The sequence below is a fragment of the Oceanisphaera ostreae genome (assembly GCF_042676125.1).
In the GTDB taxonomy this organism is placed as follows: domain Bacteria; phylum Pseudomonadota; class Gammaproteobacteria; order Enterobacterales; family Aeromonadaceae; genus Oceanimonas; species Oceanimonas ostreae.
This window is the reverse complement of record NZ_JBHTJS010000007.1, coordinates 76,398-95,904: the sequence shown is the minus strand read 5'-3', so window position 1 is coordinate 95,904 and position 19,507 is coordinate 76,398. Positions and strand designations below refer to the sequence as shown.

Below are 19,507 nucleotides of genomic sequence, written 5' to 3'. Positions count from 1 at the left end.
CTAAGGGCTAGGGTTTAGTCTTGAGTGTTATCTCGTGCTCTTTACTCTTCACCCTTCCCCCTTACTTATCTCGCCCGAGTGATTTTCAGCTCTACACGGCGGTTTAAGGCTCGATCCTGTGCAGTGTCATTACTAACAGTCGGCTGGGCTGCGCCCACACCGGATACTGCTAAGATAGTGCTATCAATACCGCTGTCTATTAAGACATCGCGTACCGCTTTAGCGCGCGCCAGCGATAATTTTTGATTAAGGTCAGCCGAACCCACGTTATCGGTATGGCCCACTATGCTAATAGCCCGTGGCGTGCCTTGTTCTAACGTGCGCTGTACCAACTGATGTATTTCGCTCAAGGCTGCAGGTTTAAGCTCGGCACTGTTGGTGTCAAATAATGTATCGCCGCTTAAATTAAAGGTGTCTTGGCCGGTGACCGGCTGCATATAACGGTCGTAATCAAACTCTTCCACGGCAGTGGCCACACAAAAATGCTGAGAGGTAGGTGACGGCGAGCCATTGAGATCACTTAAAGTCGGAATTTTTTCACTCGACACAGATAAGGTATCCAGTAAGTTCCCCATGCTGTGTAAGGTGTGCAGGCGAGCTAGTTGCAAGTCATAGGTACCATCTACATAAGCGCGTTCAGCCTGAAATGATTCATTTTCTGAGTCCAACACATCCAGCAAGCTGCGACGGCTAATATTAAATTGTTGACGATAAGCCACCACGACATTCGCAGAGGCATCGCGGTGTTCAAGTAAGGACACTAATTTTCGGTCGATATTGAGCATGTCGCTGTGGGCAATAGTGGCGGTTTGGCGTAAATCGACACAGGTTTTATGATGTAGGCTTTCAGCCTGATGAATACGGCTATAAGCTGCGTATTCACCCGCTTGGTCACTGCCACCATTATATAGGTTATAACTGGCTCGCAACTCGACAATACTCTCGTCTCCGTAAGAACTAGGGTCGGTGCGGTCGTCAAAACTGTTGTTGTTTTTATAGGTGCCGTGGCGCGCGCTAAGCTCAATGGTGGGGTAACGATTAGCTTTAGTTTCGTTATAAGACGCAGTGGCGGCTTGGGTATTTTCTGCCGCAGCAAACAACGACGGATTGTTGTGATACACAGTATTGAGCACTGTGCTTAAATCACGAGGCACTACTTGTTTGGGAACAGAAAACTCTGTGAGATTTTCAGTCGGAAAGCGCCCTACCAAGCGCTGAAAACGCGCAGTCACGGTTTGTAAATTAGCAATTTCTGTCATTAGGTTAGAACGCGCTAACGACAAACGACCGTCGATTTGTTGCAAGTCTGCCTTATTGCTGACTCCTTGACGTACTCTTTCACCCACCTGCTTATTCACGCGCTGATGATTCGCTACATTCTGTTGGGCCAGTGTTACCAGTTCGCGATGGCGCAATACACTTAAGTACGCATCACTGGCTTCTAGCGCTTTAGTCTCGGCTTCATTTAGCAATTCATAATAGCGGGTTAGGCTGGTGTGCTCGGCTTTAGCTAACGCATTACGCACTCGAAAGCCGTCAAATAACATTTGCGTTAGTGACACTTCTGCATAATTACGTGAATAATCACTGCGATTATCAAAGTCACGTTGGGCACGACCACCGGAAAGGTTAAGGTCCAGTGTCGGTAAATAACCACCAAAGGCTTGTCGCTCATCGTGAGTTGAGGCATTAAAGGCATCAAGTTGAGCTTGTAATTCCGGTTGAGTATCTAGGGTTTCTTTTACCACACTCAATAAATTATCTTGCTGAGCGGCAGATAAACCACTGAACGGAATTATGCTTAAGCAAGCAGTAAGTACTATTTTTGCAAGGGGAGATTTTTTAAACATATATTCCTCTAATACATTCCATGTGGACCATACCCTGGCCACTGTGCGATGCTCTGATAGTGATAACCCGCATTTAAAACACCTAATTCAGTCGGGTACACTGATACAGCCTCCGCTGGTACGGCGAGGCTGTATTGTTAAGTAAATTAGGTCGACACTTGCTTGGTGCTTAAAAGTACAAATATGCCTGAGCAACAAACTTATAAATTCGAGTGTATAACGCTAGCACTGTTTTTAAAATAAAACCTTTGCTTGCACGATTAAACCTATGCGCGTGCGCAAGTAATTTTTTAACCTGCAATTTATTGGCAACAACATAAATATATGGTGGTTAACAATGTGATGACGGAGCATAAAATATACGATGAGTTAATTTACTGTTACATAAAGACTTTAATGCTTCATTGCTGACTTTTTGTGGTGCTATTTCCTAGTGTTCTAGCGTGTATTTACATACACTGTCCCCAAAAAATCACTACCTACTGCCTCAATAAAAGTAGTATTTACATAATATAATTAAGAAAGCGGCTGAGCAGTCGCCATTTTTAACATACCTAAAAGTGAACGAGTGGCATGGATACATTAAAAAATAGGCGTGTGTTAATTGTAGAAGACGAAGAGGCAGATCGCATGTTGCTGGCTTCTTATCTGCAACAGCAAGGTTGCCAAGTTTTTTATGCTAACGACGGCCTACACGGTATCGAACAAGCGCGAATACTGCAGCCTGACATTATATTGATGGACTCAGAGATGCCGCGCTGCAACGGCCGTGATGCCTGCAAAGTAATTGCTCAAGACCCCAGAACACAGCATATTCCGGTTATTTTTATCTCAGGCATGACCTCGTCAGAACAACGAGTGCGTGGCCTGCTCGCTGGTGCCGTTGACTATATCGATAAACCCTTTGCTTTTAGTGAAGTGAAATTGCGACTGGTCATTCATTTAAAAAACCGCCCCAACTTGGTACAACATAGCCCAGACTCAGCAACAGAACCGCTGCCAATCACCTTGCTACCAACAAATAATCGGCATGCCATTTTGTTCCACAACGCCCGCACCCACCTGCTAACGTCGCTGGCAACCACGTTACCAATGTCGGAATTAGAGAAATTAACCCGCTCTAATAGCAAACATCTCAATATGGCGTTTAAGGTCTGCGCGGGGGTAACGGTTTATGAATATCTTCGCGAAGAGCGCATGAAAGAGGCTAAAGCCTTACTGCAACAAACCCCGCTTGCTATACAAGACATCGCCTATGAGATTGGCTTTACCGATAGCGCCAACTTTGCCACAGCATTTAAAGATCGATTTGGCCTAGCTCCCAGAGCATTTCGCCAGAAAACGAACTAGGAATGATATTTTGATACACCGCCATTGGACCGCCACACTACTCGCTACCCTCACCGCATTATTTCTGGTTCTTGTATCCCCGGCGCGAGCAGATATGGTCAGTGGGCCAAGCGACTTAAGCCATATTATCGATCTAGCCAACATGCCCGATAACACAGAGCTGACTGGTAACATGCTAACCAGCCCCAAAAACAGCACCATTCAAAATCTCAGTGACGCCGTAAATTTTAGCGATTGGCACAATATAGGCAGAGATACCCTAAATGCTCCCCGCCAGCACACCACTGTTTGGCTAAAAGCTGCGGTGCATAATAGCAGCGACCAGGCGCTTATTCGCTGGCTGGTATTAGAGCCATGGCGAGTAAACCGAGTAGACGCCTTCTTTATCAACCCCGCTTCGGGCGAACAACTGCGACATGACGCCACCGGGTTGGATATTCCTCTACAGGACCGTACTGTCAGCAATGGCAAAACCATTGTTCCCGTAACATTGAGCCCAGGTGAAACTCAGCAATTTTATCTAAACATTTATAGCGACAGCTTGCCTTTTATCAGTATAAAAAGCTGGGAGCCCGTTGCCTATTCGCAAAGCATCAACGATAGTCGAATATTCCAGATCGCTCTTTTTGCAGCCATCTTGACCTTACTGATAATTCTGTTACTCCAATTCAACGTCGGCTTAATCATCACCGGCATTTGGTTATTGGTCGCGTTTATCTTTGAAACAGAGAAGGATGGCTTTTTCAGTAATTACTTGCTGAGCTTTCTTGAAGACTACTCTGCTAATTTAAGACTTTCTGCTTGGATATTCACCGAGCAACTTTTCCTTATGACCTCGTTTATTTTACTGGGGCTTAACCAGCACCGACATTGGCGAATATTCATACAACTTACGGCAGCCTCTGCCTTTATAATGACCTGCTTAACCTTTGTGCTCAATGGTGCCAGCATCAGGAGTCTGGGAATTATGATCACCGGTTTGTACGCCATCAGCTGGTTGTTTATGATAATACCTGGCCTGCGCATCAAACGTACTCAGCAATTAGCTATTCTCGCCCTACTATCCATTTACTGGGTTGTGTCAGTATTTTTGTTACTCGGTTATGCATTCAACTTTTATTACACCTCTACATTCGCCGTGACGCGAATTTACGTTGAAATCATAGTGGCGTTGGCCTTGATAATGACTTACAGCTGGCAGCAGAAGCAGCAAATAAAAGTAGCTAAAAATGCTTTAATAGTGCACGAGTCGCAAAGCCGGAAAAGACTCGAACAGGCAGTTAAAGATCGTACGGAAGATCTAAATAGCGCCCTCGAAACTGCTCAAAAAGGCAGCACGGCAAAAGTCAATTTTCTAGGGCAGATTAGCCACGACTTAAGGGCCCCCCTCACGGCTATTCTGGGTTACGCCCAACTGCAAACGGCGGGCCTCATCAGCGACCAAAAAGCCAATCAGATCATTCAAGATCGGGCGCTCTATATGAAGGATTTAATAAATAGCTTGGTTGATTATGTGCAGGACACAGCGGCAGATAATGATGAGCAAAGTGATATTTATTTGATCGCCTTTATAGACAATCTAGTCAATCAGACCCACTTTCTCGCCAACAAGCAAAATAACCGCTTTCAACTAAAAATCGAGACCGAGTTGCCCACCGTGATTCGCTGCAATCACACCCAACTGCAGCGTATTCTGCTCAACTTATTAGATAATGCCGCGAAATATACTGTTAAAGGTTACATTTCCCTATCCATTATCGTCGATAGTAACCAGGATGAGCAGCCGTCGCTTATTTTTCGTATCAACGATACCGGACGTGGCATCGCCCCTCACCAACTCGAACATATATATACGCCATTTTATCAAAGCTCCGAGAGCAATCCTGGCAGTGGCTTAGGCCTACCCATCTGCTTTGAACTCACTGAACGTATGGGAGGCAGCCTTGAGTTAAAAAGTGAACTCGGAGTAGGAACAGTTGCTATATGTACTATTCCCTACATAGCCGGTGATGAGCTACTCGCGACTTTATCGCTACCTGTCGCACAAGATTTATTGCCCATGTTTGATGCACAGAGACAAAAAGCTTGGATTATCGAGGATTCAAAGCCTATTAGCGAACTACTGGACGGCGAACTCACCGAAATGGGGTTTGATACGGCACTTGCAATGAACGCAGAAGCATTTATAGAGACAATAACGAACGATTGTGAGACTCCTGCCATTATTATTACCGACTATCAGCTGCCAAGAGCCTCTGGTTTAGCCGTGCTGCACGCCGCACGTGAGCAATGGCCTAATGTGCCAGTGCTACTGCTTTCAGCAACACAAAATAGCACCCCACAAACTGTTGAAACGCCTTCTTTAGGCTTTTGCGCCTACCTTTCTAAACCCATAGATTTACTCGCATTACGCTTAAAGCTGGCAAGACTCTGTAACCTGACACAAATAGTCTAGAATCTGAGCCTCGGCGCTACGCTAGCGAGACCATTTAATCTAGCGCCAAGGGCCGACGCAAAAGACGAAACTTCTCAATATAGCCTGTGGATTACGCAGAAAAAGACACACTAATAACAGGGGTGCCTTCGCCGCCCCTCCGTGCCAGACAGAAAAATGCTTCTGCCACTTCTGCATTTCCGCCATCCATCGGCGGGTAGGTGGCGCGGCGGATCATACGTAATCCGGTGGTGTTTTATATTTTATTTACAGGCACTTAAGCCTTGCCAGTCTTCTAGATCTAGCGCAGGTTTTTCGGCGCGAAAGCGGGCATAAAGCTCAATACCTTGCGTATCTTGCAAAATATCAACCTGAACGCCCTTTTCTCGCAACAGCGACTCGGTGCCAGACGCATTGGTAATATCTCCCACTACCGCGCGCGCAAACCCTCTCATGTAAATCAGCGTAGCACACACATCACATGGGCTTAAACTGCTGTAAATAGTGGTGTCACTAAAATCGACTCGACCCGCATCGCGAATGGCAGCCGTTTCACCGTGATTATAGGGGTGATCTTCTTGAACCAGCGTATTGTGACCTTTACCCACGATTTGATTCGTCGAGTTATTCACTATAACCGCACCAATCGGGCAACCGCCTTCGTCATAACTCTTTTGCGCCAGCAGCACCGCAATGCGCATAAAATCAGCATCAGTTAAGGCTTGCGCAAAGTCATTATCCATCAGCGTGAATAAACTTGTGGTTGGCATGTGAGCAATAGCGGTTAACGTTTGCTCCGTTTTTTCTGTCTGTTTATTTAGTAACATTTTCATTATCACGCCTTTTTGATGCCAAACTGATAAGTATGTGATCTGTTTTACTACTCTATAAAAGCAGAACGATCAGGACAATACCAGAAATGGTATTATCGCGGGAGCCGATCTCTGTTGCCTCTTCTTAAGCACCGAGTTGTCTGCTAACTCCATACACAGAAGGCCCCGTGGCATAGGGCCGGATAAAAGGGCGTATCTTTCAAGCTCATTTGTGTAGCTCCTAACCCAGCCATCTGTGCCCCCCAACACTCCAGAGTGGAACCTTTCAGGTGTGGACGCCAAATGAAAAGCTAACTAATTAATAGTGCCTGCACTCAACTCCTACTCCGCTTATCCGCACTTTCCTGGACACTCGACTTGAACGAGGACTTCAACGGTTTATATGTTCCAGCAGCATCTGGCCAAAGCGTCCCGGGGCTTCAACCGAAGGCACATGGCCCACTTGCTCCAGAATAATCGGCTCTTCCACACCACAGCATTGGGCAAGGGTTTGCAGTGAAGCCGGCGGCGTGGCGACATCGTCACTGCCACCTATCAGCAACAAGGGCACCTTGTGGTCACGGAGTTGCTCACTAAAATCGACACGGCCCAACATCTCGCACAACAAGGCGTAGCTGTTGGCATCACCCCGCCCCATTATGGTATTCCAGCCCTTGAGTAACGCAGGTTGCTTCTGGCTGGCAGCGGGGCCAAACCAGCGCGGCACTATGTCGACCGCCATGGCGGGCAAGCCCTGTTCGCGTATGGCGGCAGCACGGGTTTGCCAAGCATCGGCGGTACCAATAGCAGCACCGGTGTTGGTCAGGGTTGCCGACAACAAGCGATCGGGAGCCTGGCCAAGCAACTGCTGGCCAATAACACCACCAATAGAAGTACCCACAAAATGAAAGCGCTCTGCTCCCGTCTGCTCTGCCAGCGCCAGCACCTCTTCTACTAGACTAGCCGGGCTGATCTCTGCGTTTGTCCAAGAGGTACTGCTGCCGTGACCTGGCAGGTCCCAACTTAACACCCGATAATGGGGCAGCAGCATGGGTAGCAACTCGTCCCACACCGCCTGACTCATGCCCAGCGGATGGGCCAGCACCACCAGAGGGTTTTCTGGGTTACCCAGCAAACGGTAGCCGACCGTACGGCCATCAATTTCTAGAAAAGACATTCAGACTCCCAACTTCAAATAGAAAGAGCCAGTTCAGGTAAATCAGTCAACAGGCCGATACTCCTAAACTGGCGGATAACACATTCGGTAAACTGTGTCTTATACCCGCTCAATCAGGGTCGCGATACCCTGTCCGACGCCTACGCACATGGTACACAAGGCCAGGCGTTTGTTCTGCAGGTGCAGTTCATGAGCGGCAGTTTGCAATAGACGAGCACCGGACATGCCCAGCGGATGGCCCAATGCGATGGCGCCACCATTGGGGTTCACTCGTGGGTCGTTGTCTTTTAGCCCCAGCTCGCGCATGCAAGCCAGTGCCTGAGCGGCAAAGGCTTCGTTGAATTCGAACAGGTCGATGTCGTCCATGGTCAGGTTGTGCTGGACCAGCAACTTACGCACTGCCGGCACTGGGCCTATGCCCATGATGCGCGGTTCGACACCGGCTGTGGCCATCCCCAGAATACAGGCCATCGGCTTAAGGCCATAACGCTGTACCGCGTCTTCGCTGGCGATCAACATGGCAGCGGCACCGTCATTCACGCCCGACGCGTTACCGGCAGTAATGCTGCCGCCATCACGAAAAGGAGTGGACAAGGCGGCCAGCTTCTCCAGCGTGGTGTCTGGACGCAGGTGTTCGTCTTCGGCAAACAGCAACGGATCTTGTTTGCTGCGTGGGATCTCGATAGCCACTATCTCTTGGGCAAAACGACCTTCGCTTTGCGCCCGAGCCGCTTTTTGCTGAGAGTGAACTGCGAAAGCATCCTGATCATCCCGCGAGATAGCGAACTGTTCGGCGAGGTTCTCTGCTGTTTCCGGCATAGTGTCCACGCCGTACTGCGCTTTCATCTGCGCGTTGATAAAGCGCCAACCGATGGTGGTGTCTTCTATTTTTTGACCACGAGTAAAGGCCGAACCCGCCTTGCCCATCACATAGGGCGCACGAGACATAGACTCTACGCCGCCAGCCAGCACCAGATCTAACTCACCGGCCTTGATGGCACGCACTGCAGTACCGACCGCATCCATGCCCGAGCCGCACAAGCGGTTGATGGTAGTGCCGGGGACGCTCACCGGCAGACCTGCCAACAATGCCGACATGCGGGCCACGTTGCGGTTGTCTTCACCTGCTTGGTTACCACACCCCATGATCACTTCGTCGATGGCAGCAGGGTCCAGATCGGGCACCTGCGCCAATACCGCCTTGATTACCTGGGCCGCCAAATCATCGGGGCGAATCGCTGCTAAGGTGCCGCCAAAGCGACCGATGGCCGAACGTCGGGGATGACAAAGATAAACGGGCTTCATAGCGCGGCCTCCTGTGCTAGGGGTTTGGCGTGGTGGGCGGCAGTTCTGGCCTTGAGTGCCCGTAATATTTCAAGCTCGTTGGCATTGGGCTCGGGGGTTTGCGTCAGCGGCTCGGCAAAACGTACCGGCCAGCCGGTGGCTTCACTTACTTGCTCGCGCGTGACACCGCTATGCAGCGACGTCACCACCAACTCTTTGGTATCCGCGTTAGGTTGCAGCACGCACAAATCGGTAATCACCTTGGTGGGGCCACGGCCAATGTTGGGCACGCCGTCACGGCCTTTGCCATCGCGACCAAAGCCTAGGGTTGTAATAAAGTCTACCGCCTCAACAAAGGCCCGCGACGAATGCTTGAGAGTAATGAACACCTCTTTGGCATTGGTGGCAATTTCCGGCGCACCGCCGCCACCGGGCAGCCGTACCTTGGGTGCTTGGTAATCACCAATCAGGGTCGTGTTGAGATTAGCGAACTTGTCTATTTGCGCGGTGCCAAGAAAGCCGACATCGATATGCCCACCCTGCAGCCAGTAGCGAAACATTTCGGGTACCGCCACCGTGGTCAGGGCTGACTCGCACAGCTCGCCATCACCGATCGACAACGGCAGTATCTCGGGCTTGGTCTGCAGGGTGCCGGATTCATAGATCAGCGTTACCTCGGGAGCATGGGTCAGCCGGGCCAGGTTGGCGGCCTCGCTGGGCAGGCCGATACCCACAAAACAGGTCATGCCGTTTTGCAGCGCACGCGCGGCGGTGACCGTCATCATTTCGGAAGCATTATATTCGTGTGTCATTAGGCTTGCCCTCCCTGGTTATAGACATTTTCTTGCAGCCAGTTGTTGAAGCTGTCGCGATCTCGTGCGATCGCATCCCACTCTTTATAAAAACTGTTGTCGCGCGGGTAGTAACCGTGCGCATAAGAAGGCGCGGCGCCTCGCTTCACCTCAGCAATGGCATCAATGGCCCAGCCCGGGATCACGCAGGCATTGGGGTCGGCCTGCAGATCGTCGACGATTTCCTCGACGGTCACTATGCTGTGCTTGCCCGCCAGCACGGCTTCTTTTTGCACGCCGACGATGCCGGTTACCAGCACGTTGCCCTGCCTGTCAGCGCGTTGAGCGTGAATAATGCTGACATCGGGCCGTACCGAGGGTACCGCCGCCAGTCGTTCACCGGTGAAGGGGCACTCGATAAAGTGGATCTGCGGGTTGACCTTGGGCAGGTCACTGCCGATGTAACCGCGCAATACCGCCAGCGGCAGACCGGCGGCACCCGCTTCATAGGCACAGGCCATGGCCGCGTGACTATGTTCGAAAATTTCGAGAGGCTGGGGATAGCCCTTTTCAACCGCGTCTCGCAGACGATGCAGGGAACCCACACCGGGGTTACCGCCCCAGGAGAAGATCAGGCGCTTGGCACAACCGGCACCAATCAGCTGATCATAGATAATGTCCGGCGTCATGCGGATCAGCGTCAGATCCCGTTTTTCCTGCCGAATAACTTCATGACCCGCCGCAAAGGGGATCAGGTGAGTAAAGCCTTCCATGGCGATGGTAGCGCCATCCTGGACATAGCGAGCAACTGCGTCGTGCAAGCTCATAAAGTTGGCCATGAGTATTTGCCTCCCTGGGTGAAATTAAAAGTTCGCATAGCGAACTACATGTTTGCATTGCGAACATAATTGCACTGTTTTATCGTTCTCGCAAACCTAAAATCACCACTCAAACTCGTATATAGCTTTAAGCAACTGTAAAATATGTGAATATTTTTTATATTTGCCGTGAACTTTTAAAGATAAAATAAATGACTTATACAGTGCGTTCGCACTGCGAACTTTTGATATCATGAATTGCCAGGCTCTTCCGCCGACTGCGACAGGAAAACAGCATGATAGAAGATGACAAACTCAGCCCGGACGATCGGGATTTCGTGACCGCCCTGGCCAGTGGGTTGGAAGTATTACAGGTGTTCGATCAAAACAGCCCCCGTATGACCCTGAGCGAGGTGGCCGTTAAAGCCGGGATGAATCGAGCCAAGGCTCGCCGTTTTTTGCTGACCCTGCACGCGCTGGGCTACCTGAAAAAACAACACCGTCACTTTGAACTGACCCCCATGGTGCTACAGCTGGGGCATGCCTTTTTAACGATTAACCGCTATGCAACCATCATCCAGCCCTACCTGGAGGACATCACCCGGGAAATACACGAGTCCACTTCTCTGGGCACCCTGGACGGTGACGAAGTGGTGTATATGGCGCGTTCTGCGGCTGAACATCGTCTGATGGCCATACAGCTGTCGGTGGGTACCCGGCTGCCCGCCACCTACACCTCGATGGGCCGGGTGCTGTTGGCCCAGCTGCCCGACACCCAACTGGAATCGTTTCTGACCAAGGTCCGACTGCAGGCTCACACAGAGCGCAGCATCGTCGAGCCCGATGAATTGCGTAAAATATTGAAAGAGGTACGTCAGCAAGGCTATGCCATCGTCGATCAGGAGCTGGACTCCGGCCTGCGTTCGGTGGCAGTGCCGGTGTTCGGTCAGCAGGGTTTTCTGCTGGGGGCAATCAACATCAGTACCAATGCGGGCCGGGTAGACATGGAAACACTGCTCGGGCGCTTTCTGCCACTGCTTCAGGAAAAAGCCAGCCTGATACGAATGGCGGTGAGTTGAGATAAATCAGGGGTAACGGCCGCTTAGTCGGTTTTCTACCAGCTCCGCCAGTATGGTATTAACCAACCGCATCACTGCATTGGGGTTTTCACCACGACGACGCGATACGACCACCGGTGTGGTAATGCTTTCATCGGCCACCGTCACGAACTCCACCCCTTCACGACGCAGTTCTTTCACCTGCTCGGGTACCAGGGCAAACCCCATGTCCGAGGCCACCAGCGACAGCGCCGTTTGCAAGTCGTTCACCTGTTGAATCACCTGTACCTTGAGGCCCCGGCGATGAAACAGCCCCAAGGTCATATCGGAAAAATTGGGACCGCTGCCAGCAGGAAACGTTACACAGGGTACTTCCGCCAGTTGCTGCATGGTCGGCTGCTGCCTGAGCAGAGGGTGTCCCGCAGGCAAGGCGGCAACCAAGGGCTCATTGAACAGCACCTCTTGCTGAACATCCGGATCCTCTATTGCTATTCGGCCAAATCCGATATCAATTTTACCGCTCTTGAGGGCTTTGACCTGTTCTCTGGCTTTCAGATCGTGCAGCACGACTTCCAGATGCTTGTTACGACGCAGACGCCGCACAATCAAGGGCATCTGGCCATAAAATACCGACGGCACAAAGCCGATAGAAAAGACTCTCTTGCGATGCTGAGCCACCTGACGCGTGCCTTCTATACTGGTATTGAGTTTATCCAGAATGCCCTCCGCCTGTTGCAGAAAATACTGGCCGCCCGGGGTCAACTCCAGCCCTCTGGGTTTGCGAATGAACAACTGTACCTCCAGCTCTTCCTCCAGCTGCTTGATCTGCCGGGTTAACGGCGGCTGGGCGATAAACAACTTTTCTGCAGCTCGGGTCAGGTTCAGCTCCTGTGCCACCACCACAAAATATCGCAGATGCCTCAACTCCATCCATACCTCCAAGGTATCGCTGTCAACTTAATCAGTATTGGTTAACATATGAAAAACAGCTGTAACCTCAGTGCAACAAGAGAGCACTTTCGGCATCAGGAGATTACATGCCAGAATCCATTCAGTCCATAGACGCTATTCTGGTCGACATTCCGACCATACGCCCACACCAGCTTTCCATGACGACCATGGCTGTACAGACCATGGTAATCGTGCGCATAAAAGACTCCAGTGGCCTGGAAGGGCTCGGCGAAGCCACCACCATCGGCGGCCTGGCCTACGGTCCGGAAAGCCCGGAAAGTGTCAAGCTGACCATAGATACCTACCTGGCCCCTCTGCTGTTAGGCCAGCCGGCTGGCAATATCAATACCCTTAAGGTAAGGCTGAATACCAGTACCCGGGGCAACAACCTGGCCAAATCCGCCATCGAAACCGCCCTGCTGGACTTGCAGGGCAAGCGCCTTAATCGCTCCGTGTCCGACCTGCTGGGCGGCGCCGTGCATCAACACATTCCCGTACTCTGGACCCTGGCCAGCGGCGATACCGCAAAAGACATCGACGAAGCACAAAGCCTGATCGCCGCCAAACGTCATTGTGATTTCAAACTGAAGATCGGCTCTCGGGCACTAATGGACGATGTGCGCCACGTGGCCGCCATCAAGGCCGCCGTCGGCGACAGCGCCAGCGTACGGGTCGATGTCAACCAGGCCTGGGATGAAGCCACCGCGGCCAGAGGCATGGCCGAACTGCAAGCGGCTGGCATCGACATGGTCGAGCAACCGACTCCCATGAAGGATCTGGCGGCCCTGGTGCGCCTGTCCGAAAAATTCCATCTGCCCATTCTGGCCGACGAAGCCGTGGCCGATGCCACCGACATGTACAGACTGGCCTGTGCCGGCTTTGCCGGCGCCGTGGCCCTGAAGATTGCCAAGGCCGGCGGCCCGATCCAGGCATTAAAAGTGGCCAACGTGGCCAGTGCAGCCGGAGTCGGCCTCTATGGTGGCACCCTGCTGGAAGGCACCATCGGTTCTGTTGCCGCACTGCATGCCTGGTCCACCCTCGACAAGATCCACTGGGGTACCGAGATGTTCGGCCCGCTGTTGATGAAAGACGACATCGTCGTCAAGCGATTGAACTTCCATAACAACGGCGTTGAGCTACCCACCGGCCCGGGCCTTGGCATAGAAATAGACGAAGACAAGCTGGCCTACTATCGCCGGAAGTAGTGTCGCCGCAAATAATTTTATCGCCGCACATAGCAGCGCAGAAAATTAACGATCGGCGGTCATACACATCCGCCGCACCTTATTACTCGTGGAGCAAGCATCATGCTGTTTAAAGTTGAGATGAAAGTAAATATTCCTCATGACATCCCGGCCGACGTGATTGCCGATATCAAGGCGCGGGAAAAAGCCTACGCCCAGGAACTGCAGACTCAGGGCAAGTGGCGCCACCTGTGGCGGGTAGCCGGCAGCTATGCCAACGTCAGCATCTTCGATGTGGCCGACAACGCCGAACTGCAGGACCTGATCAGCGCCCTGCCGCTGTTCCCCTACATGGACATCAGCGTCGCGCCCCTTTGCCGACACCCGTCCACCATCCATGCGGATGACCGTTAATTCTTTGAAGTGCCCAAGTCGCAACAACATAACAAACTAAAATTGATGCAAGGAGTCAAGCAATGTCAGTCAAAACCATGGAAACTCAGCAAGTCGTCGAGCTACTGGAAAAAGTAGCCGGTTTGAACCAGACCGGTGGTAACGACCGCGCTAAAACCATTATCCATCGCCTGATGCACGACATTTTTCAGATCGTTGAAGATCTGGATGTCACGCCGGAAGAATTCTGGAGTGCAGTGTATTACATCAACGATCTGGGCAAAAACGGTGAAGCTTCGCTACTGGCCCCGGGCTTAGGGATGGACAAGTACCTGGATATCCGCATGGATACCGAAGACGAACTGGCCGGTCTGGCTGGTGGCACGCCGCGCACCATCGAAGGTCCCCTGTATGTGGCAGGTGCCCCGGTGTCCGAAGGCTTCGCCCGCATGGACGACGGTACCCAAGGCGACGACGCCATGATCATCACCGGTGTCGTCACCGACCAGGATGGTAAACCGCTGGCCGACACCCTGGTCGAAATCTGGCACGCCGATCTCAAGGGTGGCTACTCCTACTTCGACAAGTCTCAGAGCGAATACAACCTGCGTCGCGGCATCAAGACCGATGCCAACGGTCGCTACACCGCACAGAGCATCATTCCGTCAGGTTACGGCTGCCCACCAGAAGGCTCAACCCAGGCACTGCTCAACCTGTTGGGTCGTCACGGCAACCGCCCTGCGCATATCCATTACTTCGTTTCCAAACCGGGCTACAAGCACCTGACCACCCAGATTAACCTGGCGGGTGACGAATACACCTACGACGACTTCGCCTTCGCCACCCGCGAAGAGCTGGTAGTGGATGCAGTCCGTGTCGAGGATGCAGCCGCAGCCGAGCAGTACGGCCTGAACAAGCCGTTCACCCAGGTGGAGTTCAACATCCAACTGGTGTCTACCGACAAGGCCGATTTGCAAAGCCGCCACGAGCGCCAGCGCGCCCTGGAAAGCTAAATTTCCTGATACAGACCCTTTAATCCCGTGCTGTTTGTAACTAGGCCGCCTGCTGTCAGCTGGCGGCCTCTGTCTATGAGGCCGATCTTATGGAAGTCACGACGATAAACTAAAAAATCACTTGAACCACTCCCAATTGATCCTTTTGCACTGGCTTCGGCGCTTCAAGGACGTTAGCCCGCTCTCTTTACTTCAAAAAAACAATCCAATTGCCTACAAGTTCTGTGGCACTGCATAGTAGTTCATGTGTCCCATCACAGCCTTGTGCGACCATGCCCCAGCCACTGGCCTATTTTCAGTTCACACCGGACCTGATTAACTTTACCCAGTAACCTGGATCGTTTGGTCTTGCGTATTACCGTGGACCCGATAAGTAATCACGCATAACTGGTGTGGTTCTGTCGTCATTCCCGCGAAGGCGGGGGGCTAGTATTTTTCAGCCGCTCCGCTGATTGACAATTCTGCACCACAGGTCTTGGATTTCCTCCTTCGTGATGAGAGATCCCCTGTTTTTACTGGTCACGCTGCAACACTTGACGTTCCGTTCCCAACCATGCCTGAAGGTCGAGAAGAAACTGCTGATGCTCATCATCATGCTCTTGTCGGCCGCTAGGCACAACTCGGTTCAATAAAGGTAGCCCGCGACCGCCATAGACCAGACTGGCGCGCAGCACATGGATGTCTTGGTACAGCAGCCTCCAGGCACTGGCACGAGCTAGGACTGCGCTGATAGAGGTGTTATACCAATCGCACTAAATAAGTAGTCTGCCTTTACTTCCTATAAAAGGTCGGATAAACGGCCTACTCCACCGACACGCTGCAAGCACATCCATGTGGCGCTCAAACACATGACATCCTTGTCATGTGATGGTCGGTGGAGCAGTGCCCTTCGTCCTCTCTTAACTCCCTCAGGTGACTGATGACGCTGTCTACAGGCAACTCGATGCTTGCAAAGAGGTAACGGAGATCGCCTCCAACGACCGTGAAATGCCAAGGACGGCATTGCCCGAGCCCCCATGGATGGGTTTATGGCGCGTCGTGGGAGGTGGCTCTGTTGCCTCTAACACTCCAAGCTTTAAAATAGATCAAATATTTAGTGGGATTGGTATTATCTCGATTAAGCTTGCCATTGCCGAGAAAGCAGCCCACCCGCTTTAAGTACAACAATAGATATCAGGCTATTTTAGAAGTATGCGGGGTATTGAGATATTCTGTTTAATCAGAAGCTACCTCTCGACGTGTCGAAAACAGTCAGTGCCAGCGAGCACGGCCCTGGCGTTATTATTCAACGGTCAGCTTTCGAACATTTTTAACGCTAAATCGGAAGCTGAAGAGTTACTATCGAACAAGCTTTTGCTGAGTTTTGCAGCAATCTCGGCGTATTAAAGATATAGAGTTGCACATCAATCTGCCAGCCGGTCTTGATCACCCTAAAAAAGGTCAGCCTTCACAGAGAGAATCGATTATCTCCTCACAGGGCAAGCTATAACGAGCCTTAAACAGGTTGACAATGCCAAAGAATAATCAGGAATTTTATCCTAGTCACCAACAACATGAGCGATCATCTTGATATGGCCGAGCTGCTTGCAACCTACAACTATCAACAGACAGTTGAGTGTGCTTTTCGCTTATTGAAGCCCCAACTTTATGGCCTCTGCGCTAGAGCATCGGACCCGTGAGTCTTTAAAACAGGAAGTTAAGGAGTGACGCACACTTGTTACATGACCTAATGCTATCGTCAAACAACAATCGATATATGGGGTTAACAAGATGCGCGAATTCAAGATTGTACACCAAACTTTGTTGCAATATTCCCGATTTTTCCAAGTGTTGTTGCCGAAATATGAGTATTAACGATCTTTCTGTCAAAACGTGCGGCGGCAAAAGGGGCCCTCTCGGGGGGCAATCAGCTACGCCAACGTCAGCATCTTCGGTGTGGCGACAACACCGAACTGCAGGAGATGACAATTGCCCTGCCGCTGTTCCGAGCTCCCGCCTTTCTCACGACAGGGCTGGACGAACAGCCACCCACACTCTAATACTCAGATTCAACGTTAATGAGCAAGACAATTATTGTTAAAACCGTACATACTACTCAGGTTCAAGCATTACTGGAAAAATAGTCGGGGTTGCTCAGAATGATGGCAATCAATACAGAAAGGTGCTGATACGCATGCCTCATGAAAGACGCGTTCCAGATCATCAAAAAATTGAACGTTACTCCGGAAAAGTTCTAGAGCGCCGTCTACCACATCAAAGAGCCGGTCTCGTGTTTCAACAACAGTTGTGGCGCTATCAATTAATCCAGAGCATGAATCGCCAAGGAATGGCTGGGATCACTCGCCGATGGAACGGGTGTTCAGAAGCCCGAAACCGAATGGATTCCATAACTTGACAAAAGCCCGAGCTGATATTACAGACTATCTGATGTGGTATACAACCAGGTGCGTTCGTACAGCTATAACAACTCATAACCGTGTCCCTTTTTACTTAACTACTACAGATCGCTAGAGGTGATTTCAGATTCGTTCCGAGTATATCCTTCGTCCCATATTGCGGAGAGGGGTAGTTGCGGTACTGCCTTTCTGTGCGGTAACTTACGCGAGTTCCGACGTTTATTCTTGCCATGCTTGCGCTGTTTCCATTCTCCTTCACCGAAGACTTTGAGTCCGGTGGCATAGATAGTGAATGGTCTGCGATTAATCAAGGTCCGGTTGCACTACCGCTAGTTACTAATGTTGTGTCGTGCCTTGTCCGAGGCTCTGCTCCTGAATCCGTTCGTCAGGGGAAGAAGGGAACAGCGCCCATCGTCTGACATAAGACAGAGCCTTGAAGGGCTCCGTAGCAATACCTGTCTCGACTACCAGAGTTTATTAAGATACCCGACATCTATCCAATAACGCCAATGGCGTTGAGGAACATGATGACAATGGCGACAGGGCTGATATAACGGATAGTGTAATACCAGAGTCGGTAACCTAATCCACGCCCCAGCTCTTCTTCCGTTGCCTGACGGGTCATGATCCAGCCGGCAAAGATTGCGATAAACAGGCCTCCCAATGGCAGGAACCAACCGGATGTCAGGTAATCGAGTACCCCGAAGAAAGTTTTGCCAAACAGGGTATGCTGTTCCCAAATATTGAAGGAAAACACGGTTCCTAGGCTCAAGACCCACATTACTAGGCCTGACATCAGGCAGGCCCTGAGGCGGGAGACCCGATACTTATCCGTCATCCAGGCCACCGCCGGCTCGATCAACGAGATGGCGGAGGTCAGCGCTGCCACTGACAACATGATAAAGAAAATCATGCCAAACAAGCCACCTAAAGGCATCTGCCCGAAGGCAATCGGCAAGGTGACAAACAGTAGACCGGGACCGGATCCCGGCTCAAGGCCATTGGCAAAAACTAGGGGGAAGATCACCATGCCCGCGAGCAGGGCCACCAAGGTGTCCAAAATGCCAATAATGATAGCGGTCTTGGCGATAGACACTTTTTTCGGTAGGTAGGAGCCGTAGGTCATCATGCCACCACCGGCGAGGCTCAGAGTAAAGAAAGCATGGCCCAAGGCCACCAGTATGCTGGTGCCGGACAGTTTGCTGAAATCCGGGTTGAACAGGAAGTGCAGCCCCTGCATAAAGTACCCCGTCGTCATGGCGTATCCCACCAGCACCAGCAGCAGGATGAAAAGGCCGGGCATCATGGCGTTCACCGCCTTCTCCAGCCCCTTCTTGACCCCTCGCACCACCACCCCCAAGGTAATCAGCAGTACCAGAGTTCCCCAGAAGATCAAGGCTCCTGGGTCGGCCAGCAAACGGCCGAAATGGGCACCGACCTGCTCGCTCGAGGCACCGTCGAAAGCGCCCTTGGCCGAGTCGAAAATATAGGAAAGACCCCAGCCGGCTACCACCGTATAGAAACTGAGGATCATGAATCCGGACACCACTCCCAGCCAACCCAGCAGCCGCCAGTGGCGGGATACCCTGAACTCCCGGGCCAGGTTAGCCATCGAGCTGGCAGGGTTTTGCCTGCCCCGCCGGCCGATCATGACTTCCGCCATTAACAGCGGGAGTCCGATCACCAGAATACAGGCCAGATACACCAATACGAAGGCGCCTCCCCCATGTACCCCTGTAATATAGGGAAACTTCCAGATATTTCCCAGACCAACGGCAGATCCCGTAGCAGCAAGAATAAAGGTCAGGCGGCTGGACCATTGCAATTGAGATGGACGCCCCCCAACACCCGCACTCGCCCCGGCCACAGCGTTGCCATGACCCGCCAATCCCGTGTTTTCCATAACTCAGACTCCTGATAACAACCAAAATGAGGGGAAACGCCTGTCTCCCCATGAACGACCGCTGCCGCGCACTCTGCCCGGGCCGATTGAGCC

The 19,507-nt window shown here is 51.6% G+C and carries 15 protein-coding genes and 1 pseudogene; 7 read left to right on the top strand and 9 right to left on the bottom strand.

Annotated elements, in window-relative coordinates; translation table 11 throughout:
• Nucleotides 1–65: 65 nt before the first annotated feature.
• Nucleotides 66–1,850: a TolC family outer membrane protein gene (locus tag ACFQ1C_RS03505; protein WP_379557145.1), complete on the bottom strand. Its 1,785-nt coding sequence runs from the start codon at nucleotides 1,848–1,850 to the stop codon at nucleotides 66–68.
• A gap of 573 nt (nucleotides 1,851–2,423) precedes the next feature.
• Here ACFQ1C_RS03505 and ACFQ1C_RS03500 point away from each other — a divergent pair.
• Both ACFQ1C_RS03500 and ACFQ1C_RS03495 read left to right on the top strand, forming a co-directional pair.
• The gene (locus ACFQ1C_RS03500) at nucleotides 2,424–3,200 is read left to right on the top strand and encodes a response regulator (RefSeq protein WP_379557144.1); all 777 of its coding nucleotides are present in this window, start codon (nucleotides 2,424–2,426) and stop codon (nucleotides 3,198–3,200) included.
• A 10-nt stretch (nucleotides 3,201–3,210) separates the two neighbouring features.
• Nucleotides 3,211–5,655, top strand: a complete 2,445-nt coding sequence (locus ACFQ1C_RS03495) for an ATP-binding protein (protein WP_379557143.1) — start codon at nucleotides 3,211–3,213, stop codon at nucleotides 5,653–5,655.
• A gap of 91 nt (nucleotides 5,656–5,746) precedes the next feature.
• Here ACFQ1C_RS03495 and ACFQ1C_RS03490 read toward each other — a convergent pair whose 3' ends face one another.
• The 6 genes from ACFQ1C_RS03490 to ACFQ1C_RS03465 all read right to left on the bottom strand — a co-directional run bounded on the left by ACFQ1C_RS03490 (nucleotide 5,747) and on the right by ACFQ1C_RS03465 (nucleotide 10,537).
• Nucleotides 5,747–5,872, bottom strand: coding sequence for a hypothetical protein (locus ACFQ1C_RS03490; RefSeq protein ID WP_379557142.1), 126 nt, complete (start codon nucleotides 5,870–5,872; stop codon nucleotides 5,747–5,749).
• A 25-nt stretch (nucleotides 5,873–5,897) separates the two neighbouring features.
• The gene (locus ACFQ1C_RS03485; RefSeq protein WP_379557141.1) at nucleotides 5,898–6,467 is read right to left on the bottom strand and encodes a nucleoside deaminase; all 570 of its coding nucleotides are present in this window, start codon (nucleotides 6,465–6,467) and stop codon (nucleotides 5,898–5,900) included.
• Between the two features lie 370 nt (nucleotides 6,468–6,837).
• Nucleotides 6,838–7,623, bottom strand: a complete 786-nt coding sequence (locus ACFQ1C_RS03480) for an alpha/beta fold hydrolase (protein WP_379557140.1) — start codon at nucleotides 7,621–7,623, stop codon at nucleotides 6,838–6,840.
• A gap of 99 nt (nucleotides 7,624–7,722) precedes the next feature.
• A complete protein-coding gene (gene pcaF / locus ACFQ1C_RS03475) occupies nucleotides 7,723–8,928 on the bottom strand; it encodes a 3-oxoadipyl-CoA thiolase (RefSeq protein ID WP_379557139.1) in 1,206 nt (401 codons plus the stop codon).
• Nucleotides 8,925–9,719, bottom strand: coding sequence for a CoA-transferase subunit beta (locus ACFQ1C_RS03470; RefSeq protein WP_379557138.1), 795 nt, complete (start codon nucleotides 9,717–9,719; stop codon nucleotides 8,925–8,927). The genes pcaF and ACFQ1C_RS03470 overlap by 4 nt, the downstream gene beginning before the upstream one ends.
• Nucleotides 9,719–10,537 carry a CoA transferase subunit A gene (locus tag ACFQ1C_RS03465; protein WP_379557137.1) on the bottom strand — a complete coding sequence of 273 codons (819 nt, stop codon included), beginning with the start codon at nucleotides 10,535–10,537 and terminating at the stop codon, nucleotides 9,719–9,721. The genes ACFQ1C_RS03470 and ACFQ1C_RS03465 overlap by 1 nt, the downstream gene beginning before the upstream one ends.
• A 317-nt stretch (nucleotides 10,538–10,854) precedes the next feature.
• Between ACFQ1C_RS03465 and ACFQ1C_RS03460 the strand changes: the two genes are divergently transcribed.
• Complete coding sequence (locus ACFQ1C_RS03460; protein ID WP_379557136.1) at nucleotides 10,855–11,595, top strand: IclR family transcriptional regulator domain-containing protein; 741 nt, start codon at nucleotides 10,855–10,857, stop codon at nucleotides 11,593–11,595.
• Nucleotides 11,596–11,601: 6 nt separating this feature from the next.
• On the opposite strand, the gene ACFQ1C_RS03455 is transcribed toward ACFQ1C_RS03460, so the two are convergent.
• Entirely contained in the window at nucleotides 11,602–12,504 is a 903-nt protein-coding gene (locus ACFQ1C_RS03455; protein ID WP_379557135.1) for a LysR family transcriptional regulator, read from the bottom strand.
• 107 nt (nucleotides 12,505–12,611) lie between these two features.
• On the opposite strand from ACFQ1C_RS03455, the gene ACFQ1C_RS03450 reads away from it, so the two are divergent.
• From ACFQ1C_RS03450 to ACFQ1C_RS03435, 4 genes and pseudogenes are all read left to right on the top strand, one after another.
• On the top strand, nucleotides 12,612–13,730 hold the full coding sequence (locus ACFQ1C_RS03450; RefSeq protein ID WP_379557134.1) for a muconate/chloromuconate family cycloisomerase: 1,119 nt from the start codon (nucleotides 12,612–12,614) through the stop codon (nucleotides 13,728–13,730).
• A 102-nt stretch (nucleotides 13,731–13,832) separates the two neighbouring features.
• Nucleotides 13,833–14,123: a muconolactone Delta-isomerase gene (gene catC, locus ACFQ1C_RS03445; RefSeq protein WP_379557133.1), complete on the top strand. Its 291-nt coding sequence runs from the start codon at nucleotides 13,833–13,835 to the stop codon at nucleotides 14,121–14,123.
• 62 nt (nucleotides 14,124–14,185) lie between these two features.
• On the top strand, nucleotides 14,186–15,115 hold the full coding sequence (catA, locus tag ACFQ1C_RS03440; protein WP_379557132.1) for a catechol 1,2-dioxygenase: 930 nt from the start codon (nucleotides 14,186–14,188) through the stop codon (nucleotides 15,113–15,115).
• A 1,170-nt stretch (nucleotides 15,116–16,285) separates the two neighbouring features.
• Nucleotides 16,286–16,501, top strand: a pseudogene (locus ACFQ1C_RS03435) (hypothetical protein); the annotation flags it as partial.
• A gap of 1,503 nt (nucleotides 16,502–18,004) precedes the next feature.
• Here the strand turns inward: ACFQ1C_RS03435 and ACFQ1C_RS03430 are convergent.
• Nucleotides 18,005–19,414 carry a sodium-dependent transporter gene (locus ACFQ1C_RS03430; protein ID WP_379557131.1) on the bottom strand — a complete coding sequence of 470 codons (1,410 nt, stop codon included), beginning with the start codon at nucleotides 19,412–19,414 and terminating at the stop codon, nucleotides 18,005–18,007.
• Nucleotides 19,415–19,507 lie beyond the last annotated feature (93 nt).